Origin of the sequence: Luteolibacter luteus, from assembly GCF_012913485.1 — a bacterium.
In the GTDB taxonomy this organism is placed as follows: Bacteria; Verrucomicrobiota; Verrucomicrobiia; order Verrucomicrobiales; family Akkermansiaceae; genus Haloferula; species Haloferula lutea.
Genome location: NZ_CP051774.1, coordinates 1,326,073 through 1,351,920, shown reverse-complemented (window position 1 = coordinate 1,351,920; position 25,848 = coordinate 1,326,073). Strand labels below are relative to the sequence as shown.

The following is a 25,848-nucleotide window of genomic DNA, read 5'->3' as shown; positions in this document are numbered from 1 at the left end:
TGTATGAACCAGCTCCCCATTGGCTTTCTTGCAGCTGTCTTGATTGTGTCTCTTGGTGTGTCTTCGTGCGACAGTGTCGATGAGGCTGTCAATGTCGTCGAGCGCGGCATTGATGATATTACATCTGAATCGAATCGATGGCAAACGGTTCTGAAGCAGGTCGCCAATGATCTTCCTAAAGAAGTTTCGGAGACAATACGGCAGGATGCTCAGCAGCTTGCTACAAGGAGTATCGCGCAGAGTGGTGTCGAATTTCGGTGTAATACGGATTTCCTCGGGGATCGCGCTATCCAATCGCTCCAGCGTCTGAGATCCAGGTTGGATGGTTCAAAGATTCCTCCGTTGTCGCCAGCTTTTTGTCATGTCTCTCCCGACACGATAGATTTGAAGGCATCTCCAGATGGTTGGTCAAAGGTGACTTTTCATGGCTATGACATGGACTCGAAGGACAAGGATGAAGCGCTACTAGGCTTTGACTTGGTTCTTGGCGATGGGTCGACGGTTCCCGTTGACAATAGCCTGATTGATCGAACTACACACTATCAAGTGACTGTTCGTGTCAGGTCAATCGCGAATCAGCTTCACGAAAAAAAGGTTTCAAAGATCCGGGCCCGTTGGCAGGGATACAATGGCATACTTCCTGAGGTCGGAGTTTTGGAATGGCAGCCAAGGAGGAAACCAGTTAGTCATGACATTGGGAGAACTTCTTACATGCCGCCGAAGGTTGGCCGCGGTGATCGTGATTTTAGCACTCATGATGATGAGCACATGAGTGTGCAATGCCAAGCTGAACTCCGCCTAGCGGAAAACGGCTCGAGTATTCAATCTCGGGTGAACTTATGGGCGAAGGAACAAAGAAGGGACTGGACGGAGGTGAGCGGTTGGAGCGATTGGGCGACTGCATATTCTTCGCCACAGGGATGGCGAATTGTGAGTTACCGTCCTAATTCCAATTCGCAGCACCGGGAGAACATTAACTCGCAAGGCAAGAAGGTTTATTCAAGGCCTGGGGGGGAAGTCGTTTCCAGATTCGAAGTTTGGGGTGACCAAGGTGGTGACGAGGCCGGAACTTGGACGAAGGTAGAAGCGTTCTGGAGACCAATCGACATTGAAATTGAGGAGGAGCTTCCAGCTTGGCTTGCGAAATAGCGAGCCCCCGACAAACACGGCAGAAGCATTTTATGAACTTTGATTCAACGATCAACCTTTGGACCGCAACACGGTCTCATAGTGACGACCTGTGGATGCTATACTTGGCACTTACGGGAGCTGTGCTTGGATTCAGTTTTAGCGATGCTTTTCAGCGTGCATCAAACTTACACCGAGTCGTTGTGGCGGTCGGCTTCCTCATGTTCGCGTTCGCGAACGGGAATGCGATGTATCACAACGTGGAATTCAATAATCTTCTCGTTGAGGCGCTTCAAAATGACGTGCAAACGGGGACAGCTCTCGCTCAGGCAGTAGATAAGATTCACACCAACAATGCGAAGCTGATGGCAACCTTTCACGCAGCCTTGGACCTCTTTGTTTTCCTTTTATTGCTGCGTGTACCCTTTTTCTATCGGGGGATTCGATCACGGTGAGTCGACCAGAATGGAAGAATGACGAACTAGACAGTCGAACCTGGCGCTTTCCAGCTGCCGCGCTCGCTCAAGCAGCAACCGTTATCGGAGATACAATTTTGTCAGATTCGGGCAGTTTTGATCATTGCAGGGACCACTGGTCTCTTCCGTCTTCACGTCGGTTTCGGACTACATCGGCTCCATGCGGAGCCTGATCATTGCCTTTGCCAGCGTCCTCCCCGCGGAGGGCATTCCTGACGAGATCGTTTACCTGCCGGAGGGCGAGCACCGGATCACGCCCTTCGTGTACGGCAAAGCGCAGGCTGTCACCGTGAAGGTGCCGGCCGCGCGCGGAGTTCAGATCGCGGCATCGCTTCAAGCGGCGTTGGATCGGCGTCAGCAGATTGCTGACCGCCCTATGGCCCGCCTTGCGCTGTCGCTTCGCGTTGTCCACCTTTGCGCTATCGCCTCGGAAGATCGAAGGCAGGCATTTCGATCTCGTCTTCGCTCCCAAGGATGCGCGTTCTAGATTTGCCGATTGGCCCGGCAGGCGAGTAGATGCACTTGCCGGGAATATCAGGGCACGCGGGACGATGTCGCTGTAGCGGACTGCATGATAGAGCAGCTGAAGTTCAAGAGCGAGAGCGTGGCGGCTTGAGCATTTCAACGCGCACCAGTCCTATGAACCGTCACTTCCTCCATCTTGTGGATGCCGCGCAGTTGCATCTTCCCGGACATCTGGAAAGCAACAAGGTCTACTTGGAGCGGCTGCCGAAGCACTTTCGGGGCCGCCCGCCGAAGGCAACCCTGCTCACCTGTGAGGAGATCATCGCGGTCCACAATATCGTGGTCAGGAAGACGGACGCCGGGGCAAGTCCTCGGTAGACTGCCTTCCTCGGGGAGGCGGAGCGGTTGACTCTAATGGTCCATCACTCAGAAGATGGTGTGTCGGTCCTCCGCGAATGGTGCGTGAGGTGGACCGTATGGGCCGGGTTTTGCCTAAAGACCGCCGACCTCGATTAAAGCCCGAGCCGATCCGATGGGATCGGCCTGGGGGGGAAGCCTATTGCCAGCCGATGAGACAGGCTTCCTTTTTAGCTACCGGTCACGGGAGAAACGTGCGATTGAGGCGGGCGGGGTGTTGTTAGGGTAGCTCAGCTTCTCGGAGAAGACTTGCTCACAGGCCTTATAACGTTTCCCCAGCGAATCCATCTCCATCTCGATTCGGGCGATCTCCTCGGGCCTAGCCTTGCGTTTCAGGTGCCCTGCCTGATTGGAAACCTTTTCTTTGGACGTGCTCAGCACAAGTGCCTCCACGTAGCTCATGCCGCATGCCGATAGGGCGGCGCGGTTGCTTCGCCGATCGGCCCCAGCCGGGTTTCGATCACTCACCATGCGACCGCGGGGGTGGTTCCATTCAAAGTCACTCCGAAGGATGCTTCGACCGGTTGGACCAGTTGTGGAAGCCGGGACTCGAACCTTTGGAGGCAACGTGAAAGAAGCTCCTGCCAGCGCAGGTCGCATGCATCGATTCCGTCGCCACGGAGGAACCTGGCTATGGCTTCCCCTCTCACCAATCGGTAGTAGAGGTAGAACCACGGGAGTAAGCTGGTAGTCAGCAGGCAATCGCGGCAGTGATACCGCCTGATATTTACGAGTATTGCTTCCCCGTTCGAGCGGCTGGACATGAAGCGTGAGTAGTAACCGTGGAATCGAAGCCGACGAAGGCTCCCACAATTCGGACCCGTTTTGGGAGGCCCCATTTGCCGCTCGGCAGAGGGCTGCGCTTTCAAACCAAGCCCTCTGCGCGAGAAAGAGCGAGTTCATGTTCCCCGCTCGATGAGCGGAACGTATCTGGCGTCAGGTTCGCAACCTAGCCAATTTTCGTGCGTGATTTCAGCCTCCGAGCGGAAGAGGGCAATGACTCGTCCCGCGGCAGGTTTCGAATGAGGATGGTATAAGTTCCAACCTCGATTCGGGAATCCACTTTTCTCAAATTATGTTAGTTCTCTTGCCTGTAGTGGATCAGGCCGCTAACAGGATTAACACAACGAGGAATCGATGCCCCCAATTTTGCAAAAAATCAATTATAACATATGAGAATCTTGCCTGCTCAACTCGTTCTGCTGGCTTCCTTCCTACCTCTGAATGGCCAAGAAGCTATCCCGAAATGGGAGGTGGAGATTCCTGTCCTCAGCGACGTCCCAGTTTCATCGGCGGCTGAAAAGCCGCTTCCCATCGAATTTAGCGTGCTGGATTCAAGAACAAAATGCGTGGAGGTCAACGAGTCGCCGGAAATGACCGGTCTTCCGCCGGTCAAAGGAGCCATCAATGTGACTATCCAAAACGTCATGGATCCCGGCTTGCCCACCCCTCCTCCCGTGCTTCCGGCATTGCCACCGGATGATCCGGCGGTGACCGCCCGTCTTGATGAGCTGCGCGAAGCCTATCACGGTACGGAGCTCGTGTTTTTGTCGGCGACGATTTATGACAAAAGGCGAACACTTTTGCGGATTTATCCCAACGGTGGCCCGAACCAAGCGGTGGAAGCATGGTCCAACTTGGATTTCATGCATTTTACCGGCCAAGGGGAGTATCGGATCAGGTATCCCGACGGAACGGTTCAAGACATCGGTCTTTTGATGGGAGTGGGCGCTGTCGATACTTCTCGGACACGGGCATGGGTGGAACAACACGGAGGGAGATACGAAGCGGCGGAGATCCCGGAAATTGCAGAGTTGGCAAATGGAGGACCTGCTTTCGTTGTTGTGAAAGGAGATGCCGATAGTCCCGCCATGGCCACCTTGGAACAGCTTCACGATCTCTACCGGAAAGAGGGAGCCCGCATGGAAGCCGCCTACCACGCCCGGGAACAGGTTCGCGCGGAGAGGAGAGCGTATTTGACTGCCAATCCTCCGAAGCCTGGGGACGTGACAATCCGTTTCTGGAAGCGCGAGCCGCATCTCCAACCTTCCATCCCCTCCAAGTAAAGAACATGAAGGATAAACTCGCAATTCTCATGGGTTGGATCTGTCTTTGCGACTTGGCGCTAGCCGACCCGGTCCCATTACCACCTCAACGCCAGCTCTCCTTCACCGCAGGTTCAAGCGGAACCTGGAATATCGATTTCGATGGTTCGGAGAACCGGATCTACTTCGTGCAATGGAGCCTTGATTTGGTGACTTGGCACTTCGCTCCATTCATGGAATTCGGGGTCGATCCGGAGCCCTACGGCGTCCAGACCGAAGGTGCCAGTAAGTTCTTCGTACGCCTAGCCTACTACGATGACTCTTCTATCGAAAGTCTCGCTCAAGCGATGAATGCGGATTTTGACAACGACGGGGTATCGAATATGGACGAAGTGACTTCGCTCGGCACGAGCCCACTTCTGTTTGCTACAAACGGCGGCAGTGTTGGTGATGGAGCACAGGACTGGGAAGGCGACGGCATTTCCAACGCGGATGAGGTCTCGTTGGGCCTTGATCCGGGGACACCCAATACCGGTGGAAGCACAGGTTCAGCGACGGTTGATTATGCTTATGACGATACCAACAGGCTGATCGGTGTGACGTCGGTGGTCTCCACAAAAACCTACCAGCTTGATCCAGAAGGGAATATCGAAGGACAATGAAACTCCGGAATTTTTTTGCTTTTCTCTCGGCAGCAATCTTTGCCGCTTCGGCTGTTCGGGCCGAACCGGGAGCTTGGAAATCCGCCGATGAATCAACGCGCAGCGCCATCGCCGGAAAGATCTTCCAAGGTAACTATCCGGAGCCCGTGCCGCCTTTAGAGGGGGGAGGTGTCGGGGTCATGTCATTCGCTCCCTCCGAAGCAACCGAAATCACACCAGAGATCCAAGCTCTCGCCAGAGGCCTCAAGAAGGATGCGTGGAGCATCCTCCAATATTGCAGCGACCGTATTCGTCATGAGGCATATTGGGGATCAAAGAAGGGGGCGACATTGACATTGCTCGAAGGGAGTGGAAACAGTTTCGACACCGCCGCGCTAATGGTGGCCCTCCTTCGGGAAGCAGGTTATCAGGACGTGAAGTTCCGATATGGAATGCGGATTTTTTCCGAACAGGAGCTGGAAGATTGGTTGGGTCTTATTTCCCCTCTTAGCGATGACGGTGCTCCCTATCCGGATTCGACGGATGCGGAGATCCGGCAGAAATTCGGATTGCCATCGGACTACCCTTTGTCGGATGAGGTGCTTTTTACCCTCCACAAGATCGATTTTCTTATCCTGCGCGGGTACCCTTACCTGGCTCCGTCCGGCGGTGATTTCAAAGTGCCACATGTCTGGGTGACGTTCAAAGACGCGCAAGGCACCGTTCGCGAGGTCGATCCGTCGTTCAAATTCCTTGAGCGCTACTCATTTGAAATTCCATCACCCTCCACATTCGGTTACAATCGGACGACGTTTCTCAACAATCTGGGAGGCTCTCTGACCGATTCCGGACGACAGATCAGCGGAATCGGTGTGACGACGGCCAATGGACTCAACGATCAGCTGTCCTCTTTCACCAATCAGTTCCGGACGTGGCTCCGAACAAACCATCAAGGATCATCCACTGACGATTTCATCAACCGAGGATATCCGTATCCAATCCGAGGTCCGATTACGGCCCATTACTTGTCGGCAGGAAGTGACTATGACGCCGCGAGCACTGCAATTCCAGTGACCTCGTGGAACGAAATCCCATCGTTGTGGGAGACAAAGATCAAATTCACCTTCGGGCAAGCTTACAACGGATCAACGAAGACTTTCGGGGTCTTCTACGATGAGGTGGAGATTCCCACGAATGCCTTGGGTGGCCGGAAGCTCTCGCTATCATACAGCGGGAACAGCGTGAACTTCAGGATCGACGAAGAAAGTCTGGCCGCCTTCACCGCCACGCCGACCACAATCCAGATGAAAGTCGCGGTCAACCACCCCGGCGGGGAGATTGACGAGAGTGGCGCTTTCGTGGACCTGGGGTGGATGGACGATGAGGAGGTAAAGACCTACGTCCGCGACGGAAACGCCGCCTATGCCATCATCTATGGATTTGACCCATCAGCGGAGCATTTGCGGAAAAGCCAAGAACGGCTCGACAAGTACCGCAAATCCGGCCTAGGCGACGGGGATTGGCAGGTGAAAACGGAAAGCTTGAACGTAATGGGTCTCAATTGGATGGCCCAGACCAGATTGGTGGACAACATCGTTTGTACCCGCACGTTGGTTCTCCCTCTTTCGAATCATAGTTTCGGACGGGTCAGCCAGGAAGGGGCTTTCTACATCGATGTCGGGTTGAAGAGTTCCGCCTTCCTATCCTATTCGGCACGCAAGTCCACAAAGCTGCTCAAGTTCCACGTGAACAACTATTTCGGCAGCGCGCTGGAACATGGGATTCTGGAGCAAACGCAAGGGCCGTCGCTGGACGCACTTTCCACAGTCCGCGTGATTCAATTGGCCAACGCGCAGAGCGTGCCCCTCCATCTGGCGAACTCATCCAACTGGACCAGCGTGCGCAATCTTCTTGACGACGCCGGTAACGGCTGGCCTGTCACCGCGCTGGATAAAATCGCCTCACAGATTACTGGTGCGGTCAATACTGACAATGCAGCCACGGTGCTCGTTCCCCGCAGGGGTAATATCGGGATGATGGCCACTCCTGCGACTGACAAATGGCGAGGCTACGGCTATGCTCTCAATTCAAATCTGAATTCAGGCTACTATATTAGCGGTGGCTATGCTGACGGTAGCTATTCTGGAGGCTATTCCAACAGCAACAGTGCCAGCGTTTCATCGAACTCGATCACGCGGTACGGTAGCTCGGAACCTGGTTATTACAGCATGCAGGCGTTCCTGAATGGAACATCTTCCGATCACACGACCATCCCCCGATGGGCGGTCATCGATCCCGTGGACATTGCGAGCGGCGCCTTTCTGTTTGAGAATACCGATCTTCAGGTGGGAGGCCCCTCGCCGCGAGGACTGTCATTCCATCGAAGCTACAACTCCAATCGAGCGGATGACAGCTCCACGGGATTGGGCAACGGCTGGACCCACAATCTCCATGTCCGTGCCACCCGCAGGAGCGCTGCACGGGCGGCCATGGGAGATTCCGCGCTGGCGCAGATGGCAGCGACGTATGTTGCGGTCTCAGTGGCTCTCGATGTTTATGCCAATAAAGCGAATGCGAAGGATTGGGCTGTCACCGCGTTGACGGCTGGGTGGGGTGTCGACCAGATGCGGGACAACGGCATTTCTATCAATATAGGAGGGCCCACCCTAGAATTCGTCAGAATGCCGGATGGAACCTTTGTTCCCCCTGCGGGCATCACAATGTCTCTTTCATCCGGACCAGGAGGAACGCTGCTACTAGCAGAACGCCATGGAAACACCCACAATTTCGATATCGAAGGCAAACTCACTTCGACGGTGGACCAGCATGGTGCAACCGCCACTTTCACCTACGGCACCATCACGGTGAGCGGTTCGCCAAGAACGGTTTTGGACAAGGTCAGCGACCACTATGGAAGGCTGTTAGATCTCGATTGGGTGGATGGCAGGATCAATTCGGTTACGGAAACCGCAGGAACCCTGAGTCGCGAGGTCGCCTTCTCTTACACGGGAAACAATCTGACTACTGCGACAGATCCTGAAGGCAAGAATTTCTATTATGGCTACGACCAGGATCGTATCTCTTCGCTGGTCGATGGACTTGGGAGAACGATCGTTGCCAATTTCTATGACGAGCAAGGAAGGGTTTTCGAGCAGCACCTTAACGGTGACCCGGAAAAGAGCTTCAAGATTTTCATATCGGGCTACAGGAACATCGAGCGGAGCCCGCAGGGGGGCGAGACCACTTACGTCTATGATCGTTACGGGCGCTGCGAGAGTGTCTTCGACGCGCTCGGAAACGAGAGTTACAGCTATTTTGACGGACAGAACAGGATAGTTGAATTCGCAGAGCCCGGGAATAGCGCGCCGTCTTCTTATCGGCCCACGAGGTATACCTACAACGCCGACCACGATCTGACGATGGTGCTCCTTCCGAAGCGAAACGCGAGCGATCCCAATTCCTTGTATAGTGCCACGAGGGAGTATGACTCGCAGAAACGACTTTGGAAGGACTCCGACTACAAAGGGAAAAAGATAATTTACACCTATACTTCTAAGCATCAGCTCGAGACCATTACCGATCGCAAGAACCAGTTGGTTCAGACCAACACCTATTACCCGGACGGCTCGCTCGCCACTGTGAAGAATGGTACGAACAAGATCACTTGGTATTTAAATTACGATGGCTTTGGTCATCCTCGAATGATTGAATATCCATCCATTGTTGTCGATGGCGTGACAGTGGTGCCCATTGAGACATTTCTCTTCGACGAGCGCGGCAATCTTCTGGAACACACAGACCGGAACGGTAATAAAACAACAATCACCTACAATGAAAGGCGGCAAGCCGAAATTGTCACTTTAGCCGCGGTCGATGGCGCGAGCCACACCACGGAGATCCAGTACGACGATGCGGGGAATGCTTATCGACGCAAGGATGGCAATGGTAACTGGCTTGAAACCGAAATAAGCCAGACCGGAAAGTTACTGTCTACGAAGTTTCCTTCTACGGATGCTGGAACCGCGGTCATCAGGCATAAATATGATTCCGCGGACAGGCGCGAATGGTCTAAAGATCCTTATGGTCGACAGACGACCTTCTCTTACGATCTGGCAGGTCGCCTCACTTCGACTACCGACGCTCTTGGCAGAACCGCCGTGGACATCTTTGATGAAAATGGAAGACTGGAGGAGAGCGTTGATTTTCGGAACAAGAGCACGTTCTTCCGTTACACTTGGCGCGGCGAACTCGATCAGACTAGAAACGCGCTTACCCACGAGAGCACGACGCTTTTTGACGCGAATGGAACTAAGGATACTTACACCAACAATCGAGGAAAGGTTTTCGATTTTGCCTACGACGAAAACGGCCGCCCGCAGAGCCTAAAAACTCCGCTTCTGAAGGAGCGGACTAAAGGATGGACTGTCAACGGACAAATCGAATATATTCGAGAGCCCTCCAGCGATAAGACTGAATTCACCTATGATGGTCTCGGTCTGGTGAAGCAGACAGTGCATATGCAAGGGGCAACCGTGGTCGCCACCCTGATTCATGCCCGAGACAGGCAAGGCAACATCAAATCTCTCAAGGAGGGTGCCAAGCAAGTCAGCTATACTTACGATGAACGCAACCGAATGCGCTCCTTTACCGATGTTCGCACTAAGACGATAGGATATCGATACGATGGTAACGGTAATCTTAAGGAGCTGATCTATCCGGACGGCAAGGGGAGTGTTTTCTACACCTGGAATTCTCTCAATCGTCTGGAATCCGTCACCGACTGGAATGGTAGAGTTACACGGTATTTCTACGATATTGCCGGACGGCTCATTCGCGGGGAGCGGGCGAACGAAACCGAGCGGCGTTACAGCTACGACGCCGTTTCGCAACTAACGGGGGTAAGCGAAATATCTTCCTCCGGGCAACCTCTCTTTTTCTCGTATAACCGCTATGACGGAGGTGGCCGCAGGGATCGCGAAACTCTGTTCCCCAGTAGACATGCGGTCGCCGCATCACCTTTCAATGCGGTTTATGATGATGATGACCGGCTTTCAAACTTCAATGGAACCGCAGTCGTTCACGACAGCGACGGAAACATGACGACTGGCCCGTTGGGGGGAGTAGCGAGTTCTCCCTTCGGCTACGATACTAGAAACCGCCTTGCCGCTGCTGGGGGCCTTACCTATTCATACGATCCGGCAGGCAATCGGTCATCCGTTGTTTCGGGGTCGAGTGAAACCAAATGGACCATCGATCCAAACGGGCCGCTTTCCCGTGCTCTTGTGCGGGAGGCTCCAGGTGGAGCAAAGACCTGGTACATCTATGGCTTGGGATTGCTCTATGAGATTTCGGAAAGCAATCAGACCATCACCTACCACTACGATTCCCGTGGCAGCACAGTGGCCATGACGGCTGACGACGGAACTACAGTGGTGGATCGGATTGAATATGATCCCTATGGACGCGAAACTTGGCGTCAGGGGAGCTTTGACACGCCCTTCCGCTATCACGGGTCTTCCGGGGTTCAAACCGACTCCAACGGCCTGTGTTACATGCGTGCTCGCTACTATCATCCACAGATCCGACGTTTTATCAATGCCGACCCGATTGGGTTCGAAGGAGGCACCAACTGGTATCAATATGCAGCGGGCAATCCGATTGCTTTTGCCGATCCGAACGGCTTGGAGCCAGCTCGTGTGACGATCAATGGAACTGAGATGACCGATTGCATCCGTTACAATCCCACGTTGCGTGGGAGCCCTGCTACTTGGGAAGATGCATCCCCTGTTGTTCATGGACTCTTGGATGGCATTGGCCTCTTGCCCGCAGCGGGGGAGGTTGCGGATGGGATCAACGGGATTATCTACTTTATAGAAGGCAACAAGGTCGATGGGACCCTTTCTTTCGCGGCAATGGTCCCAGTCGCAGGGTGGGGAGCAACAGGCGCCAAAGCGCTGAAATATGCAGATGAAGCAGTAGAAGGAGTCAAATATATAGATAATGCCGCAAAGGGGGGAGGGCGTCTTGGCAATCCGTCCACACGAGCTCACATTGATGATGTCGCGACCGAAATGGAGAAACGAGGGTGGGAAGTCACAGGCGGCGGTGGCCGCCTTCCCGAAGAGTATTTGCCCGGTCCAGGGGGTGCACGTAACGGCTCTTCGTTCCCTGATATAACGGCGACCAAGGACGGCAGAACACTCCGAGTAAACACGGTGGATACTCGAGCCGATGGCGTCACACCGACAACCAGAGAAGCGACAAACGCCGCTCGTATTCGATCACAAACTCCAGGGGATCACCTTCTCTTGGTGCCAAAGCCCAAGAAACCCTGAATATACGCGAACCGTCGAAATGGCTCAAAAAGCGAAATCCATTAACTTGTTTGCGGCGGGTGATGACTGGCGCAATTTATTGTCGAGTGTCGAAGAGCAAATGACAATCTACTACGTGCGGGGAGGTGCTCAGAACGGCCCTCCTTGCCGCATGGGCAGTCATCGGGAACTAGAAAAACTAGGCTCTTCTGATTCAGGCAATGCCAACGGCGATCAAACATATCTCTGTGTGCGCGGTGATGCTGATATTGAGGTTAGAGGCGTCGATCAACGAAATGGCGGACGGATGGATTTTGTCGATCAGAAGACAAATTTTGATACCGTCGCTATAAAGACTGGTGGTCAATTTGAAAGCAATGTCCTCATTGCTGGGCAAATCGGAACAGTCTCCGAATCAGAGTGGTCTCTTCGAGCGTTCGCGATCTTTCAGAAAGAAGTCCGCAAGCGATTTGAGAAAGTGAAGTCTTACTACGTGGGAAAAGAAGCGCTCAAACTTCTTCGCGATGGGTGGCGTTTAACGGCTAACGTGCGATCTCCAGAGGCATATGATTTGAGTCTGTCGTGATCTCGCGAGTCTTTCCTTTATGCACTCTCTTAGGCTGGCGCGTGAAGCAACTGTCTTCGTCGTTGCGCGGTCAGTTCGACCGCGCTTTTTTGGAGTGGAAGCCTGTCCCCTAACGTGGTTAGGCTTGAAACTGCCGCAGCGATCACGCGGCGGGCAACGGGTGGCCGATGGGTGCGGCGATGGCCGTTCAGCGGCCCGCACGGGTGAGAGACCCGTTGAACGATCGTCATGCGGGCGTGGGCGGGTCGGTCAGGGCACGCGGTGCCGCCTGCGGTTGCGATCGTCGAGCGCTGTCCTCGTCGGTCGTCGCTTCCGCGCTCGTGCCGTAAGCGCTCCATGGGGCACCACTTCCCTCCGGATTCGTCGAGGTCGTAGATCTGCCATCTATGACCTCTCCCAATTCTGGCAACCCGGATGACAAGCTGATCCGTGCCGACCGTCGGGGTCGCCTGCTCGTCCCGGCGGAGCAACGTGCGGCGATCCTCAAAGCCTTCGATGAGAGCAGCCTATCTGCCATTGCATTCTGCCGGCAGCACGGCTTGTCGTATTCCACCTTCGCAACTTGGATCCAGAAGCGACGGCGGGAGCAGGCGCCAGGGAGCGGAGATCCAGCAGTTCCGCATCCAGCCTTCGCCGAGGTGGTGATTGATGAGGGCAAAGCCATTCCGAAGACCATTCCTCCGCTGCGGGTGATTCTGCGTTCAGGCGTCAGCTTCGAGGTCGTGTCCGCCGACCAGGTGCCGCTTGCCGCCGGGCTGATCCAATCCATTGCCAGCCTGCGGTCATGCTGACGTTATCGGGCAGCCTGCGGATCTTCCTAGCTCTGGAGCCCTGCGACATGCGCAAGAGCTTCGACAGCCTCCATGCGCTGGTCGTCTCCCAACTGGGTGACGATCCACGAGGCGGCGCTGTCTTCGCTTTCACCAATCGCACCCGCACGCTTATCAAGCTGCTTTACTGGGATGGAACTGGAACGTGGATTTACGCCAAGCGGCTCGAGAAGGGCACCTTTTGTTGGCCGAAGCCGTCCGACGGGAGCAACGGAAAGCTCAAGCTTGCTCCCGAGGCGCTGGCCATGCTCACGGACGGAATCGACCTGAAGGGCGCGCGGATGCGCCCGTGGTATGAGCGCGAGTGATCCGGCTTGCCCCGGCTACGGCATCCATCGTAGATGGCGTCATCCGAATTACACCGGAGCGGGAGCAGCAACTTGTCGAACGTATCGCGCTTCTTGAGCGCGAGAACGAGTTGCTGCGCCAGAAGCTCGACCTCGTGTTGCGCAAGCTCTTCGGCAAGAGCAGCGAGACGCTCGACCCGGCACAGCTCGAACTGCTGCTTGGCGAGCCGCCGGGAAAAGCCCCGGCTTCCCTGCCACCAGACGGCGCACCGGAGGAGGCCAACGCATCAAGCGCCGCAAAGACTGAGCGCAAGCCACGGCGCGAACGCATCCCCGAACATCTGCCCGTCGTCGAGGAAGTGCTCCTGCCCGGGCCGGTAAAAGCCTGCCCCGACGCTTGGCGGCGCATCGGCGAAGAGAGGAGCGACAGCTTGGACTACCAGCCCGGCAAGGTCTTCATCCGCCGTCTCGTGCGGCCTGTCTTCGTGAAGATAGCGGACCGCGATGAGGCACCCGTGACCGCCAAGCTATCGCCGCGCTTGCAAGACGGCCTCACCGCCGCACCGGGGCTCATTGCCCACGTACTCGTCTCGAAATACTGCGACCACCTCCCGTTTTACCGGCAAGAAAAGATCCTCGCCACCCGTCACGGTGTGGAGATTGGCCGCAACACCATGTGCCGCTGGGCGGAGCTTGCCGTCTTCTGGCTCAAGCCGCTCTACCAGCGCATCCACGACAGCCTGCTGCATGGCGGCTACCTACAGGCCGACGAGACTCCAATCCGGTATCTGACTCCCGGAGCCGGCAAGACCGGCCTGGGTTATCTGTGGATCCTCCATCGTCCCGGCGGGGATGTGCTCTTCCAATGGCACGCCAGCCGGGGCAGCGCTTGCTTGGAGGATCTGCTCTGCGGCTTCCGCGGCATCCTCCAGTGCGACGGCTACTCCGCTTACGGCACCCATGCGGCGAGGAACCCGGGAATCACGCTGGCCGCGTGCTGGGCGCACGCCCGGCGCAAGTTTCACGAGGCGCTGCAAACCGGACAGAATCAAGCGATCTCCTTGAGGGGATAAGTCGGTGCCTTCGATCTCGCAAACGGAAGTGATGCATCATTTTCCGAGCAGAAGCTTTTTTCTTGGATTCCGTAGTGTGAATTTGCAACTCATCTCATCGTTTCGGAACCTTCAGTTCATACACCTCCCGCCCGATCCGCGGTTTCTTCGTTTTCCTCATCATGTCCCAGTCCCAGCAAGTTTCTTTCTATGCCTCCGAGGAGTTTTACCAGCGTCAAGGCGGCACTTTGGTCTGCGGCAGCATCCAAGAAGGACGTGTCCAGGAAGTGGCGCAGCGGCTGGGTGATCATTCGATTTTGCTTCTAACTCATCAACCGGGTGAGGCTGCCCGGCTTGAGGACAAGGAATTGTTGGATACCTGGTCGATCCCGTCCGGGGTGCCCGGCGAATTGCTTCATGGTCAAGGATCCCATTGCCTTGCTCTCCTGGAACTCTCCGAGGACCTCGAGTGGGACTACCTTTGGTACGTCCACCACAACGTCTCCTTTTTAGGGAATTGGTCCGAATTCTTCGCGAGCTTTGGGGATTCGAAGGCCGATTTCATTGCCCCGTGGGTACGCAGTCGCCAGAGCGAGCCGAATTGGTACTGGTGGGAATCCTTCAAGACCCCGCCGGGTGGAAACATGCTCCCGGAGGAGTCCCAATTTGCAGCTCTTTCTACCATCTTCAGGATAAGCCGGAAGGCTTTGGAGGAGGTGAGAGCCGCGATCGCCTCTGGCTGGCGAGGGCACTGCGAGGCGGTTTTCCCGACCGCCGTTGCCGAAGCGGGCCTTGTTGTCGAGGACATGGGGAGCTACGGCAGCCACACGCCGGACTCGCGGAGGGGACTCTATTACAGCAAGACGACCTTCAATGCAGAGGCAGTCCGCGGACACACGACGGGATTTCTTCATTATCCGGTCCATTTTCCCGTGATGCCTCCGTCTCCGCAGCGATTCCGCCCCGCGACCAAAGACATCCCGAAGATCCTCTACTTCTCCCCGATCGGCCCAGCGGCACCTGGCCTTCTGCACGACACCGTCGCACGCTTCCGGCAGGTGTCCGCGGAGATCCGCCTGGTGGAGTATCAATCACCTGGTATCGCCTATCCGGATGGATGCTCGGTTGCCTACGACAAGGGCCAGAAATGGGAACTGGTGAGGCGTCACCTGGATCCCGAGACCATCAAGGAGTTCGACTATGTCTTCGTCTGGGATGACGACATCGGGATCGCCAATTTCGACGTCTTGCGGTTTGTGAAGATCATGGAATCGAACCGGCTGGCGATGGCGCAGCCCTCGTTGGTTTCGCCCCATCCGATCTGCCATGATATCACGCGCCAGCAGCAGTGTCCCCCGGCCTTGGGGTCCCTCAATCGCGTGGGACGACTCACCAATTTCGTTGAGATCATGGTGCCGGTGTTCACCCGGGAAAGTTGGGCGGAGTTCTATTCCTACCTGACCCCCGCAGCCCGGCTGGGCTGGGGATTCGACTCTCTCCTGCTGGGTAGAAAGGGGATCGTTGACTGCATGCATGTGGTTCACACGCGCCCCTGCAGCCAATATGGCTCCGGAGCGACTATCGAAATGAGGGAGTTTCTGAATTCCCAAGCTCTTTTCGAGTGTAGCCACCAGAATCTCGGGCATCTTCTGGAAGAGCCGATCGCTGCTTCATGAGAATAAATCTCGAATGGGAGTGACAAATATCCGCAGGTCAAAGTCCTACGCCCGATGAGTTGGGGGCGGGACATCATTCAGCCTGAGGTCGGGAGGGGAGGCAACTGGAAGCCAGGCCGATGTGATGGTTTCCGCTTGCCAATATTTACCTTTCCAGTTCACAGTCGCCCTGCGATCGGGTGTGGGTTTTTCGGTGGGTTGATTTATATAAATCTTATCATATTATGAGTTGTTCGTCAGGCGTTACCTACCTTTGCACCGGTCCTTACCAAGACATGCTGAGGAACAGCTTGCGTAGTCTTGAGGCGACGAACCAAGGGCTAGATTTTCACGTTATTTCGGATCGGCCCTTGGCCGTGCCCTACACTTGGATTCCAAGCTGGAGCGGCAAGGAGTCCCGTCAGGCCAAAACACGCTTGTTTGAATATACTCCGTTCGATTTGACGCTCTTTGTCGATACGGACACCGTCTTTGGAGAGGCCATCGACATGGAGGAATTGCTTGGGGATGCCGACCTTGCGATGGGTCTCGACGCCGATCCTCAATTGGGCCGCGGTGCCAGGGTTTTCCTGAAGTATCCGGGATTCACGTCGGCGGCGGAGGTTGACGAGACCTTGAATCTTTGCGGCGAAACCTTTCCGTTTTTCAACAGTGGCGTGATGGTGTGGCGCCAAACGGAGAAAACCCGGGCCTTCTTCGAGAGATGGCACTTGGAGTGGTGCAAATACCGGCGAGCGGACCAGCTCGCCCTGGCTCGCGCGTTATGTAGTACCAACATACGAGTCAAGGCGCTCGATAAGCGTTTCAATTTCCCTGTGCTGTCCAAGGATCTAGTTTATGATAAGGCGATTTATCATTTGATCTTCAAGGAGAGGATTGCAAAGGAGGTTGGACTGTGGCGGCCCGAGTTTGACGGGCTGATGGACGCCGCTCTAAGCAAGATCCTGAGCAACGGCGTCCGGGCGGAGAATCACTATCTCCATATCGGCCAGACGATTTATAACGATCCGGGTTCATCGACCCTGGTCGTGTGCCCTGCGGGCGACGAGGCTTTCTGGAGCTACTGTGCTGACGGGAATTGCGTGTTCGTGACGGAAGGTGGCGGTTCGGCAGGTGGAGATGGCAATGAAAGCCACCAGTACGATTTCAAATCCAAGGTCGGCGAATGGCTGAGCACGGTTGAAGTTCCGGCGGGAATAGACAGGTCATTTGATTATGTGATCATCAGCGGGCCGAAAGGATTCAATTCAGACTGCCCGGGGAGAGAGATCCCGGTTGCCTGGGCTTCGAAGCTGGCAAAGAAGGGAGTCTTTGTGTTCGATTACAACAGGCAGTGGGAGCGACAGGTTTGCGATCGATACTTGGGTGCTCCTCACTATGTCGTCCCTCCAGTCGGGAGGGGAGATGCTGAACTTGCCGTATTCCACAGAGGCAATTGACCTTCTGCAGGAGGCGGTGAACGCCCGTCGCCTAAACTCCTCTTTCATGCTCCGGGGAGGTGGTTCTGCACCGACCCGGTTGCAGTCGGCTTCCTTACATGGGGCGGCCGAGGAAAACGCAGAGGATTCTCGCGTCTTTTGCACCGGGATTGAAGACGCGGTGGTCGACCTCTGCATCGAAATAGGCGGCATCGCCTTCTTTCAGCAGATGGGTCTCGCCATTGTATTCGAAGGATACGCTCCCCCTAAGGACGATCAGGAACTCCTCGCCTTCGTGGGGCATTGCCTCGCGGCGTCCTCCGCCTGCGGGAACATCAAGGACGAAGGGATCCATGTTCCGGTCCGGGCGTCCGTGGGCCAAGGCGTGATAGCTGATGTCCGACTGGTCCCGATCACGTTCGATCTCCTTGCGCTCGTTGGCGCGAACGATGCTGAGCTTGGGTTTGTCGTCGAGTCCTTCGAAGAGCTCGGACATGCTCATGCCGAGCGCTTCGCAGAGCTTGGCCAAGGTTGGCAGCGAGGGGGTGACCCGGAAGTTTTCGACCTTCGAAAGAAGACCTTTCCCCAAGCCGGAAATTTCCGCCACGCGATCCAGCGTGTAGCCTTTCGACATCCGTGCGGCTTTGATCCGTGATGCCAGTTCGACCAAGTTCATCGGCCCAAACAGTCACCGGAGGAAGGGACCGGGTCAAGCCACAGCCGTTCGCTCCGGTGACTGCATTGCCTCGATAGAGAGCTTTCTCAGGGAGTGACCGCTTCGAACCGGAAGAGGTGCTTGGTGTCGGTGGTCCCAGGGATACTGAGGTGGAACTCGCCGTCCGTGGCAGATCCCGAGAGTCCGGGAGCCGAGGGAACAATCGGAGACCAAGCACCAAGGGTGGTCGAGCCGGACACCTTCAGCCGGAAGCTGAGGGTGCTGTTCACGGTGTTTCGCGCCAAGACGAGGTCACCGGGCTGGATGCCGCCGTTGCAGAGATTCGCGAGGACATATTGGACCGCGGCCTGTTGGCTGATCAGGGGATCGGTCAGGGAGCCATGGACCTCGTCCCCGTCATTGATTCCGTCGTCATCGGTGTCTGCGTCGTCCGGGACGGTGAAATAGATCGCCAGCTCCTGGTAGTTTGTCAGGCCATCGTGGTCATCATCCGCTGTGTCCGCGATAAAGCTGGCGATGGATTCAACGGATCCCGTCACGCTGTGGGTGAAGGAGGCCGGCTTCCCGGCAAAGGGGCCACTCCAGCTGGCGAAGAGATAACCGGGGGCTGGAGCTGCATCGATGTTTGCCACCTCGCCGAAGTCGTAGAGCTCGGTGCCACTCACCGTGCCGCCCGCTTCCGAGGATGGACTCACGGAGATGAAGCCCTTGTTCGCTGCAGAGAGGTTTCCGAGGACACCGAAGCCTTCCGCACCACGGAGGAAGAGTTCCTTCGCATCATTGGCAGTCAGGGCGCGATTCCAGACTGCTACCTCATCCAGCATCCCGTCCCACTCGCGGTCTTGGGCGACCGTAGTGCGATGACGGCCGAGCAGGATCGAAGGAAAGTCCATCGACGAGGTTGCTGCGGTACGGCTGGAGACGAATTCTCCATTTACATAAAGCCGGAGGGTCGTGGTGCTGCCATCGGAGGAGAAAGAGTGGACGACATGATTCCACACGGTGGATGGCAGTGGCGAGGGACCGAAGCCGGCACCTTCGCCGACGTAGGCCAGGTAGCTGTATTGGCTCTGCGGGGTGGTGAACGATGTGGACGATGTTCCCCATGAGATGTCGAAGCCATTGCTGGCTTCGAAGACATGGTAGCGGCCGCTGGTATTCGAACTTCCCGGCGTCAATGCGTGCCAGGTGGCGATCGAGAAGGAGGTGCCGAGCTGGGCGGTGCCAAGCGGGATCTCGACGTATTCGTTACGTTCGTCGTCGAGATTCAGCGCCTTTCCTACGATCATCAGCGAACGGTCGCTGGTGCCAGTGGTGCCGAGGTATTCGGCCTTGCCGGCGAATCCCGGGCCGGTCGGATTCTCGCCGGTGGCCCAATCGGGCTGGGCTGTGCCGCCGCGGATCGCGTCGTGGCCTGTTGCGCCGGGTGCCTTGTTCGCCAGGCCTGATGCACCGGTCTGTTCGAAGTCGTAGTAGGCGGAAAGATTGGCAGCAAGATCCGCTTTTGCCGCGGGAAGCGCGAGGAGCCCGCCCATGGCGATCATGATGGTTCGGTCAAAAATCATCGAAGGAATCGGTTGATGTCTGATGAAGGGAGCCGACTTCAGGAGGCGCGACGGCGGAAGAGCAGTATGAGGCCGAGACTGCCGAGCATCGCCACCGAGGGTTCGGGAATCGCGAGGCCGGCTTGGCCCGCTCGATAGACACTTGCTGCTTCCGCAGGGCTGAGTGTCCGGTTCCACATGCCGACCTCATCAATGGATCCATCGAACCAGCGATCGTTTGCGCTTCGATAGGTGCCGATGTGAAAACCATTCGCCGCGACCAAGCTCACTCCGGTTGGAACGGTCAGGTTGTAGGATTGTGTTCCATCGAGATAGCCGGTGATCGAGCCACTGGTGGTGGAGGTGGAGGGCGTGAAGGCGAGCAGGATGTGGTGCCATGCTCCGATCGTGGCGGCATCACCGATCTGGAAGTCGCCCGAAGGATCGCCGCCCGTGGCAGCATCGGCGAAGGCTTGGAAGTTTGTGTTTGTCGCCGGGGTGCCTTCACGGATGCCGAAAGACATGGCGAAACTGCCGGAACTCTCGAAGACCATACCGCGTCCCGTGGGGGCGACATCCGAGTTGAACCATGCGGAGACTGTCCACGGCTGATTCACGTCAACGGTGGAAGTGATGTCCAGATAGTCGCCGCTGCCATCGAGCAGGAGTGCGCCACTGCCGGCCCTGACCGTGCCGGTGGTCGCTGCATTTCCCATCAGGACGCCGTCGAAGGCAGAGCCTCCGCTGCCGCCGTTCGTGGTGCTATCTTCAAAGCCCCAGTAACCGACCAAGCCGGTGACGATGGCTCCTTGTGAGAGCGGCATGGCAAGAAGGGACGCGAGGAGAATGGAAGAGCTCTTTTTCATGAGTCGAGAGAGTATGAAGGGGCAGTGATGGATCAGGGTTTGCGACCGAGAAGGACGTAGCTGTTCACCGTGTTCGAAGGAGCGGGGATGGTGATATCCCAGCCATCGGTCACCGGTGTGATCGTGACGGAAGGGCTGTTGAGATTAACTGGCTGCCATGCGCCTTGATCCGGGGAACCGCTTAGTCCCAGGAAGAGGCTCACCACACCGCTGGCGGGATTGCGTTCGATGCGGGGGGCATTGAGAGCGATGGCACCCGCGTGCTCGTTCGTGCAGAGGTTCTGATCTACGAAGGAGACCAGCGCTGCGTCGCTGGCGGTCGGGCTGGTGAAGGTGATGTTCGCTTCCGCACCATCGGGGATGCGGTCTCCATCCGTGTCGGGGTTGTTAGGATTGGTGAGATGGATGACGATCTCTTCGTAGTTGCTTAGTCCATCGCCATCGGAATCAGAGGTGTCCTCACCGAAACTGGCGACGGCTGTGGCACCTGCATTGGCGGTGTAGGTGAAGGAGGTCGGTTGGCCGGTGAAATCCCCGCTCCATGAAAGGAAGATGTAGCCGGGATTTGGCGTGGCGGTGATCGGGACTTCTTGGCCGGGATTGTAAACGCCGTTGCCGGTGACGCTGCCCTGGGTGGCGGGGTTCGCGCTTAGTGCGATGTTAAGTTTGGTTGTCACCAGCGACTCGCCCTGATTGCCGCGCGAAAAAACCTCGCTGGCCTCGGCGATGCTCAAGGTGCGGTTCCACATCGCCACCTCGTCAATGGAGCCAGTGAACCAGCGGTCATTGGCGCTGCGATAAGTTCCGATGTGAAAGCCATTCGCGGGTGTGAGGGTGGTCCCGGCCGGGACATTTAGCGTGTAGATTGCAGTGCCATCCAGATAGCCGATGACGGTGCCTGCATCTATCGGCGTCGCAGGGGTAAAGGTGAGCAGGATATGATGCCAGGTTTCCGCAGTGCTGGCATCGGGAACTTGGGAATCGACGAAGGGATCGGTACCGGTGGCGAGATCGGTGTAGGCTTGGAAGTTGGTATGGGTCGCCGGAGTGCCTTCACGGATGCCGTAGGAGATCGCGTAGCTTCCAGAACTCTCGAAAATCATCCCGCGGCCCGTGGGGGCCACAACGGAGCGGAACCATGCGGAGACGCTCCAAGGCTGGTTCACGTCCACCGTCGAAGCCACATCGAGATAATCGCCAGTGCCATCCAGCAACAGGGCACCGGTGCCGACTTTCGGGGTACCAGTGACCACAGCATTTCCGGACAAGACCCCGTCGTAGGCAGAGCCTCCGCTGGCAGGCGTGCTGTTGGTCGCACTCCCTTCGAAGGTCCAGTAGGCGACGAGATTATCCGTTACCGCGGCCGGTGCGGAAAGGCTCCCCGCAAGAGGGAGGACAAGCATGGGGACGAGTTTTTTCATGTTCGATGCGGCAAACTGTGTTGAAATAATGTTCCTTTTGTTGGTCTTTGAGAAACATCTTGGCATATTGCTGGGAGACATGAGGTTGAATGAAGAAGTTCCCGAGACGGTTTGAGGAGGGGCTGCGGAGGGAGGATCGCAGGGAAGGATTTCAATCCGCTTTCAGGCAGATGACATTGGGAAACTTCTTTAAAAGAGTTTCCTATGCAATAAATAAGTTTCCTAAAGTCGAATTTGTCACCTTTAGGGGAAATCCTTGATCAAGGATTGATGTCGAAGCGGAAAAATTGTCCTCCGTTTGCTTCGAGAGGCAGACTGAAGAGAAATTCACCCGTGAAGACGTCGCCACTCACCCCGGCCCCCGAGGTGAAAGGCGACCACTCCACCAGATCCCGGCTCGCCTTTCCGTGCAGGCGGAAACGAAGGGTGTCTTGAGATGGGTGACGGAAAAGCAGCGGCGCGGAGAGGACCCCAGGATCCACGAGTTGGCGGAGGTAATCGTAGAGAGAAGAGTTGTCCACTAGCGGATGAGTTCCCGAGGCGCGTTCCAGCCAAGCCGGGACCGAATCATGATCGCTGTCAGCCAAGGCATCATCGGCGTTCTCGGGATCGAGCCCGCAGAGGACTTCCCACCAATCTTCCAAGGTATCGCCATCGGTATCGGTAGCGGAGACTTCGGTGGGCAGGGTCTGAGGAGTTCCTCCGTGATAGAGCGTGGTGATTTCGGAAGGGGACAAGGCACGGGACCATAGCGCGATTTCATCCAGCAGGCCGTCGAAGTTCCGGCCTGCTCCCTCGCGATGTCCCCCGATCACGAAACCGCCCGTTTCCGAGACGGGGCCCGGGATGGGGAGTTCGTGGGCGGCGACCTCGCTACCGTTCACATAGAGCCGGAGGAAGGTGCTATCGAAGGTCAGGGCAACGTGGGCCCACTTTCCTTCGAAAAGGCTGCGATCGAGCATGCAGGAAAAGCCTCCTTGGGCGAGAGGCGTGGGTGCCGCGGTGGGAGCGGGACCAGCCGGCTGCAGCGTATGGGTAAAGAGTTCCAGGTTCACCTTGTCGGGAGCGTTGCCTGCCCGCAGGCCAGCCGAGATGGAGTAGCCCGCCTCGTTGCCAACCGTGCCTGCGAGGGTGCTCTCGATCAGGAAATGCCGCTCCGCACTGCCGTGTGAGGGAAGGCTCGCGGGCTTGCACCACATGGAAGCAGTGTAGGCCGCGGTATTATCATCCAAGGCACTGCGACCCACATGCAGGTATTGGCCCGCGGCGCGGGAGAGCGATGCCGCTCCGCCGCGCAAGCCGCCTTCCGCGATGAGGCTGGCTCCGTTCACGGCGTCGGCATCGATGCGACTGCCAAGCACCGACTTGTTCTTTAGATCCCCATCGAAAGACCACCATGCCCGCAAGCCGCGGCCGAGGCCTTCGCCCTCTTTTGGGACGAGCTGGTCATAGGGGATCGCCACTTCACGCTGCACCGTGCCATCGGCGAGATAGTAGCGCGCGGTGAGCAGTGGCGGATTGACCCGGGTATCCGCGGTCAATGTCAGGAATTGCCGCGGCTGCTGAGACGACCATTCAAGGGAAGGGTGAGGAACATCAAGGCTGGCGATCACGGACGTGTGCGCGGGCGAGGTCACGAAGTCATGGAGATCGTAGCCGATACGCTGCGGGTGAACCAGATGGCGGGAGACGTGGATGTCTCCTCCCAGAAGAACCACGCCGGGGATGGCCTTGCTGCGAATGAAGTCGAAGAGGGCGTCCCGCTCATGCCAGTAGGTGAACATGTCGTCGTTCTCGGAGTTCTTCTTGTCCTCCCAGACCTCGCCCATGGTCAGCACCTTGAAAGGAGCGCGCGAAGCTTCGAGTGCCTCCTTGATCCACTGCCATTGTGCTTCGCCAAAGGTCGTCTTCTTGGCCGGGTCTGCGGGCGATGGTCCGGTCTGTGAGAACCAGCGGGGATCGAGCAGGAAGATCTCCATCACACCCAAGTCGACCTTGTGGTAGACCGCTTCGCTGCCGGTGCCGAATTGCTCGTGGGCCCGGTATTCCACGAAAGCCTTGCGGGTATTTTCCCGCCGATCTGCAGCCGTCACGCCATTGCCATTGTTCAGGCCGAAGTCGTGGTCATCCCAAGTGCCGACCGCGGAAGTACCGCGGATCAAAGAGGACATGAAAGGTGTCTCCAGAAAGGCACGATGCTTCGTGCGGCTGGTAGCAAGGTCCGCCACATCGACATAGGGTGTATCGCCACCGAGGATCACTTGGTCCGGTTTCAGCGTCCCGATTCTCTCCCAGACAGGTTCGGAGGTGTTGTTCGCGCAGGAGACAAAGGCGGCTGTGACCGTTCCCTGCGTGCCAGTGGTGAGCCGGGTCTTGAATCGCAGGCCGTCTTCCGGTCCGGCGAGTGGCATGGGTGAAGAGCCCGAGGTGTCTTCGATCTTGTAGCGATAGGCGGTTGCCGCACTCAGGCCGGTGACGTGGAATTTTGCCACGAAGTCATTGGCTGCCGCACTAGTGGAATCGCTGGTGGCGACGACTTGTCCTCCGGTATCAAGCACGCTCAGGCGCAGGCTTTTTTCGACAGCTCCCGGGCGGTAGAGGAGCCATGCCTCGGTGGTTTTTACCGTGCCGATCATGGGTCCGGTTTGGGCGCACAGGCTAGTGGTTCCGAGAAGGGCGGTGGCGCAAAGGATCGCCCGCGTGGTGGAGAGTGGTCTCATGGGTTGTTAGAGGGTTCGGGAGTGGCAGCTGTATTGTTCCCCGCTTGCGGTGGATGGGCTGGCAGAGGCGTTGCGGCGTGATTCCAATCAGGGAAGTAGGCACGCATTTTCCAGCTGTCCGGCACGCCCAAGGGTATTTGTGGAAACCGATCCCCACGCTTCCGCATCTCCAGCAGGCTGCGGTCGGTGAAGGCATCCATCAGCGCGACGAGATCACTCAGCTCCTGATCGTCGAGGCCGAGATTGCCGAGGTCGCTGTGATTGACCGTTTCCGGATAATCGGTCTTGCCCCAGCGCTCGGGTTCGAGGTCGCGTTTGTTGTAGAACTCGATGACCTCGCGCAGGGTGGCGAGCGAGCCGTTGTGCATGTAAGGGGCGGTGAGTGCGACGTTGCGCAGCGAGGGAGAGCGGAATTGCCCGAGTTCGGTTGTTACGCCGGTGTGGCCGCCGAGGCCGGGGTCGGATTCACCACGTGATGGTACGCCCAAGTTGTCGTAGCCGTAGTCACTGAGCAGCGGTTGAGGCCAAGCGCTGTTGTGGAGCAGATGGCAATCGGCGCACTTCGCTTTGGTTTTGAATATCTCCAGGCCGCGCCTTTCCTGAGCGGACAGTGCATCCTTGTTTCCCGCAAGGTAATCATCGATGCGCGCATCGAAGGGACGGAACATGGGTTCTTTTAGGAACTCCACCAAGGCACGGTAGGCGCGTTGGGTGACCTTGCCGTCATCCGTCCATTCTTCTTCCGCGAGTCCCTTCTTGAGCTTCGGAGCATAGCTCGAGTTTCTCAGGCGGCCTGCGAGATCGGCTTCGTTGAGAAGATTCATCTCCGCGTGGTCGAAGAAGGGGCGTTGCACCTGCTCGTGCAGGGTGCGGGCACTGCCATCCTGAAACATCCCGCCCTGCCAGACCCAGACCTGCTCGCCGCTTTCTTCGAGGATGTCCTCTTGATCCCGGTTCGGAATCAGCGCGGCATACATCAGGCTAGGAGCATTCCGCCGGCCGTTCCTGCCCAATACGGCACCTGGTGACACCGCGCGGGGATCCGCGAAGGCTGCTTCCGGGAAATGGCAGCTGACACAGGACATGCCCGGGGGATTGGAGAGACTCGCATCGAGGAAGATCTCCTGCCCCAGCTTGGCCGCCGCCGCTTGGCTAGTGGCATCCGCTTCCTGTGCCGTCGCACCAGTGACCGACGCCATCAAGGCGACGAGGCTTCCGATGCTGGCTGCTGCGGAGATGGCCATTCCGCCGTCCGGGATAGCAGTGGTTTCTCTAAATGCAACAAA

20 protein-coding genes are annotated in these 25,848 nt (G+C 57.0%); 12 read left to right on the top strand and 8 right to left on the bottom strand.

From position 1 onward, the window contains the following. Window positions 1–3: 3 nt before the first annotated feature. The 3 genes from HHL09_RS05605 to HHL09_RS05595 all read left to right on the top strand — a co-directional run bounded on the left by HHL09_RS05605 (window position 4) and on the right by HHL09_RS05595 (window position 2,447). Window positions 4–1,149, top strand: a complete 1,146-nt coding sequence (locus tag HHL09_RS05605) for a hypothetical protein (protein ID WP_169453564.1) — start codon at window positions 4–6, stop codon at window positions 1,147–1,149. A gap of 615 nt (window positions 1,150–1,764) precedes the next feature. After that, complete coding sequence (locus HHL09_RS05600) at window positions 1,765–2,091, top strand: hypothetical protein (protein ID WP_169453563.1); 327 nt, start codon at window positions 1,765–1,767, stop codon at window positions 2,089–2,091. Window positions 2,092–2,243: 152 nt separating this feature from the next. After that, entirely contained in the window at window positions 2,244–2,447 is a 204-nt protein-coding gene (locus HHL09_RS05595) for a hypothetical protein (protein WP_169453561.1), read from the top strand. Between the two features lie 213 nt (window positions 2,448–2,660). Here the strand turns inward: HHL09_RS05595 and HHL09_RS05590 are convergent, their stop codons facing one another. Further along, a complete protein-coding gene (locus HHL09_RS05590) occupies window positions 2,661–2,888 on the bottom strand; it encodes a hypothetical protein (RefSeq protein ID WP_169453559.1) in 228 nt (75 codons plus the stop codon). A gap of 62 nt (window positions 2,889–2,950) precedes the next feature. After that, window positions 2,951–3,325, bottom strand: a complete 375-nt coding sequence (locus tag HHL09_RS26820) for a DUF6431 domain-containing protein (RefSeq protein ID WP_425491637.1) — start codon at window positions 3,323–3,325, stop codon at window positions 2,951–2,953. Between the two features lie 333 nt (window positions 3,326–3,658). Between HHL09_RS26820 and HHL09_RS05585 the strand changes: the two genes are divergently transcribed. The 9 genes from HHL09_RS05585 (at window position 3,659) to HHL09_RS05545 (ending at window position 17,356) form a co-directional block, all read left to right on the top strand. After that, the gene (locus tag HHL09_RS05585; protein ID WP_169453557.1) at window positions 3,659–4,552 is read left to right on the top strand and encodes a hypothetical protein; all 894 of its coding nucleotides are present in this window, start codon (window positions 3,659–3,661) and stop codon (window positions 4,550–4,552) included. A 5-nt stretch (window positions 4,553–4,557) separates the two neighbouring features. Further along, the gene (locus tag HHL09_RS05580) at window positions 4,558–5,193 is read left to right on the top strand and encodes a hypothetical protein (protein ID WP_169453555.1); all 636 of its coding nucleotides are present in this window, start codon (window positions 4,558–4,560) and stop codon (window positions 5,191–5,193) included. Further along, a complete protein-coding gene (locus tag HHL09_RS05575) occupies window positions 5,190–11,507 on the top strand; it encodes an RHS repeat-associated core domain-containing protein (RefSeq protein ID WP_169453554.1) in 6,318 nt (2,105 codons plus the stop codon). Before HHL09_RS05580 ends, HHL09_RS05575 begins: the two co-directional genes overlap by 4 nt. A 19-nt stretch (window positions 11,508–11,526) precedes the next feature. Continuing rightward, a complete protein-coding gene (locus tag HHL09_RS05570) occupies window positions 11,527–12,072 on the top strand; it encodes a hypothetical protein (RefSeq protein ID WP_169453551.1) in 546 nt (181 codons plus the stop codon). Window positions 12,073–12,458: 386 nt separating this feature from the next. Continuing rightward, window positions 12,459–12,863, top strand: coding sequence for an IS66 family insertion sequence element accessory protein TnpA (tnpA, locus tag HHL09_RS05565; protein WP_169453549.1), 405 nt, complete (start codon window positions 12,459–12,461; stop codon window positions 12,861–12,863). Next, window positions 12,857–13,210 (top strand): IS66 family insertion sequence element accessory protein TnpB, encoded by a 354-nt coding sequence (gene tnpB / locus HHL09_RS05560; RefSeq protein WP_169453547.1) that lies wholly within the window; start codon window positions 12,857–12,859, stop codon window positions 13,208–13,210. The genes tnpA and tnpB overlap by 7 nt, the downstream gene beginning before the upstream one ends. Further along, on the top strand, window positions 13,207–14,262 hold the full coding sequence (gene tnpC, locus HHL09_RS05555; RefSeq protein ID WP_169453545.1) for an IS66 family transposase: 1,056 nt from the start codon (window positions 13,207–13,209) through the stop codon (window positions 14,260–14,262). The genes tnpB and tnpC overlap by 4 nt, the downstream gene beginning before the upstream one ends. Window positions 14,263–14,423: 161 nt before the next feature. Further along, on the top strand, window positions 14,424–15,917 hold the full coding sequence (locus HHL09_RS05550; protein WP_169453543.1) for a DUF707 domain-containing protein: 1,494 nt from the start codon (window positions 14,424–14,426) through the stop codon (window positions 15,915–15,917). Window positions 15,918–16,273: 356 nt separating this feature from the next. Next, complete coding sequence (locus tag HHL09_RS05545) at window positions 16,274–17,356, top strand: putative nucleotide-diphospho-sugar transferase (RefSeq protein ID WP_240963789.1); 1,083 nt, start codon at window positions 16,274–16,276, stop codon at window positions 17,354–17,356. A 94-nt stretch (window positions 17,357–17,450) separates the two neighbouring features. On the opposite strand, the gene HHL09_RS05540 is transcribed toward HHL09_RS05545, so the two are convergent. The 6 genes from HHL09_RS05540 to HHL09_RS05515 all read right to left on the bottom strand — a co-directional run bounded on the left by HHL09_RS05540 (window position 17,451) and on the right by HHL09_RS05515 (window position 25,806). Beyond that, window positions 17,451–18,011, bottom strand: coding sequence for a cupin domain-containing protein (locus HHL09_RS05540; protein ID WP_169453539.1), 561 nt, complete (start codon window positions 18,009–18,011; stop codon window positions 17,451–17,453). An 86-nt stretch (window positions 18,012–18,097) separates the two neighbouring features. Further along, entirely contained in the window at window positions 18,098–19,576 is a 1,479-nt protein-coding gene (locus tag HHL09_RS05535; RefSeq protein ID WP_169453538.1) for a LamG domain-containing protein, read from the bottom strand. A 38-nt stretch (window positions 19,577–19,614) separates the two neighbouring features. After that, complete coding sequence (locus HHL09_RS05530; protein ID WP_169453536.1) at window positions 19,615–20,421, bottom strand: LamG domain-containing protein; 807 nt, start codon at window positions 20,419–20,421, stop codon at window positions 19,615–19,617. A gap of 32 nt (window positions 20,422–20,453) precedes the next feature. After that, window positions 20,454–21,824 (bottom strand): LamG-like jellyroll fold domain-containing protein, encoded by a 1,371-nt coding sequence (locus HHL09_RS05525; protein WP_169453535.1) that lies wholly within the window; start codon window positions 21,822–21,824, stop codon window positions 20,454–20,456. Window positions 21,825–22,102: 278 nt separating this feature from the next. Further along, window positions 22,103–24,562, bottom strand: a complete 2,460-nt coding sequence (locus tag HHL09_RS05520) for a LamG-like jellyroll fold domain-containing protein (protein WP_169453533.1) — start codon at window positions 24,560–24,562, stop codon at window positions 22,103–22,105. After that, entirely contained in the window at window positions 24,559–25,806 is a 1,248-nt protein-coding gene (locus HHL09_RS05515; protein WP_169453531.1) for a cytochrome-c peroxidase, read from the bottom strand. The genes HHL09_RS05520 and HHL09_RS05515 overlap by 4 nt, the downstream gene beginning before the upstream one ends. Between the last annotated feature and the right edge of the window lie 42 nt (window positions 25,807–25,848).

Coding starts and splice junctions, on each gene's coding strand:
- HHL09_RS05605 (WP_169453564.1), top strand. CDS start 4: ATGAACCAGCTCCCCATTGGCTTTCTTGCAGCTGTCTTGATTGTGTCT.
- HHL09_RS05600 (WP_169453563.1), top strand. CDS start 1,765: ATGCGGAGCCTGATCATTGCCTTTGCCAGCGTCCTCCCCGCGGAGGGC.
- HHL09_RS05595 (WP_169453561.1), top strand. CDS start 2,244: ATGAACCGTCACTTCCTCCATCTTGTGGATGCCGCGCAGTTGCATCTT.
- HHL09_RS05590 (WP_169453559.1), bottom strand. CDS start 2,888: ATGAGCTACGTGGAGGCACTTGTGCTGAGCACGTCCAAAGAAAAGGTT.
- HHL09_RS26820 (WP_425491637.1), bottom strand. CDS start 3,325: ATGGGGCCTCCCAAAACGGGTCCGAATTGTGGGAGCCTTCGTCGGCTT.
- HHL09_RS05585 (WP_169453557.1), top strand. CDS start 3,659: ATGAGAATCTTGCCTGCTCAACTCGTTCTGCTGGCTTCCTTCCTACCT.
- HHL09_RS05580 (WP_169453555.1), top strand. CDS start 4,558: ATGAAGGATAAACTCGCAATTCTCATGGGTTGGATCTGTCTTTGCGAC.
- HHL09_RS05575 (WP_169453554.1), top strand. CDS start 5,190: ATGAAACTCCGGAATTTTTTTGCTTTTCTCTCGGCAGCAATCTTTGCC.
- HHL09_RS05570 (WP_169453551.1), top strand. CDS start 11,527: ATGGCTCAAAAAGCGAAATCCATTAACTTGTTTGCGGCGGGTGATGAC.
- tnpA (WP_169453549.1), top strand. CDS start 12,459: ATGACCTCTCCCAATTCTGGCAACCCGGATGACAAGCTGATCCGTGCC.
- tnpB (WP_169453547.1), top strand. CDS start 12,857: ATGCTGACGTTATCGGGCAGCCTGCGGATCTTCCTAGCTCTGGAGCCC.
- HHL09_RS05550 (WP_169453543.1), top strand. CDS start 14,424: ATGTCCCAGTCCCAGCAAGTTTCTTTCTATGCCTCCGAGGAGTTTTAC.
- HHL09_RS05540 (WP_169453539.1), bottom strand. CDS start 18,011: ATGAACTTGGTCGAACTGGCATCACGGATCAAAGCCGCACGGATGTCG.
- HHL09_RS05535 (WP_169453538.1), bottom strand. CDS start 19,576: ATGATTTTTGACCGAACCATCATGATCGCCATGGGCGGGCTCCTCGCG.
- HHL09_RS05530 (WP_169453536.1), bottom strand. CDS start 20,421: ATGAAAAAGAGCTCTTCCATTCTCCTCGCGTCCCTTCTTGCCATGCCG.
- HHL09_RS05525 (WP_169453535.1), bottom strand. CDS start 21,824: ATGCTTGTCCTCCCTCTTGCGGGGAGCCTTTCCGCACCGGCCGCGGTA.
- HHL09_RS05520 (WP_169453533.1), bottom strand. CDS start 24,562: ATGAGACCACTCTCCACCACGCGGGCGATCCTTTGCGCCACCGCCCTT.
- HHL09_RS05515 (WP_169453531.1), bottom strand. CDS start 25,806: ATGGCCATCTCCGCAGCAGCCAGCATCGGAAGCCTCGTCGCCTTGATG.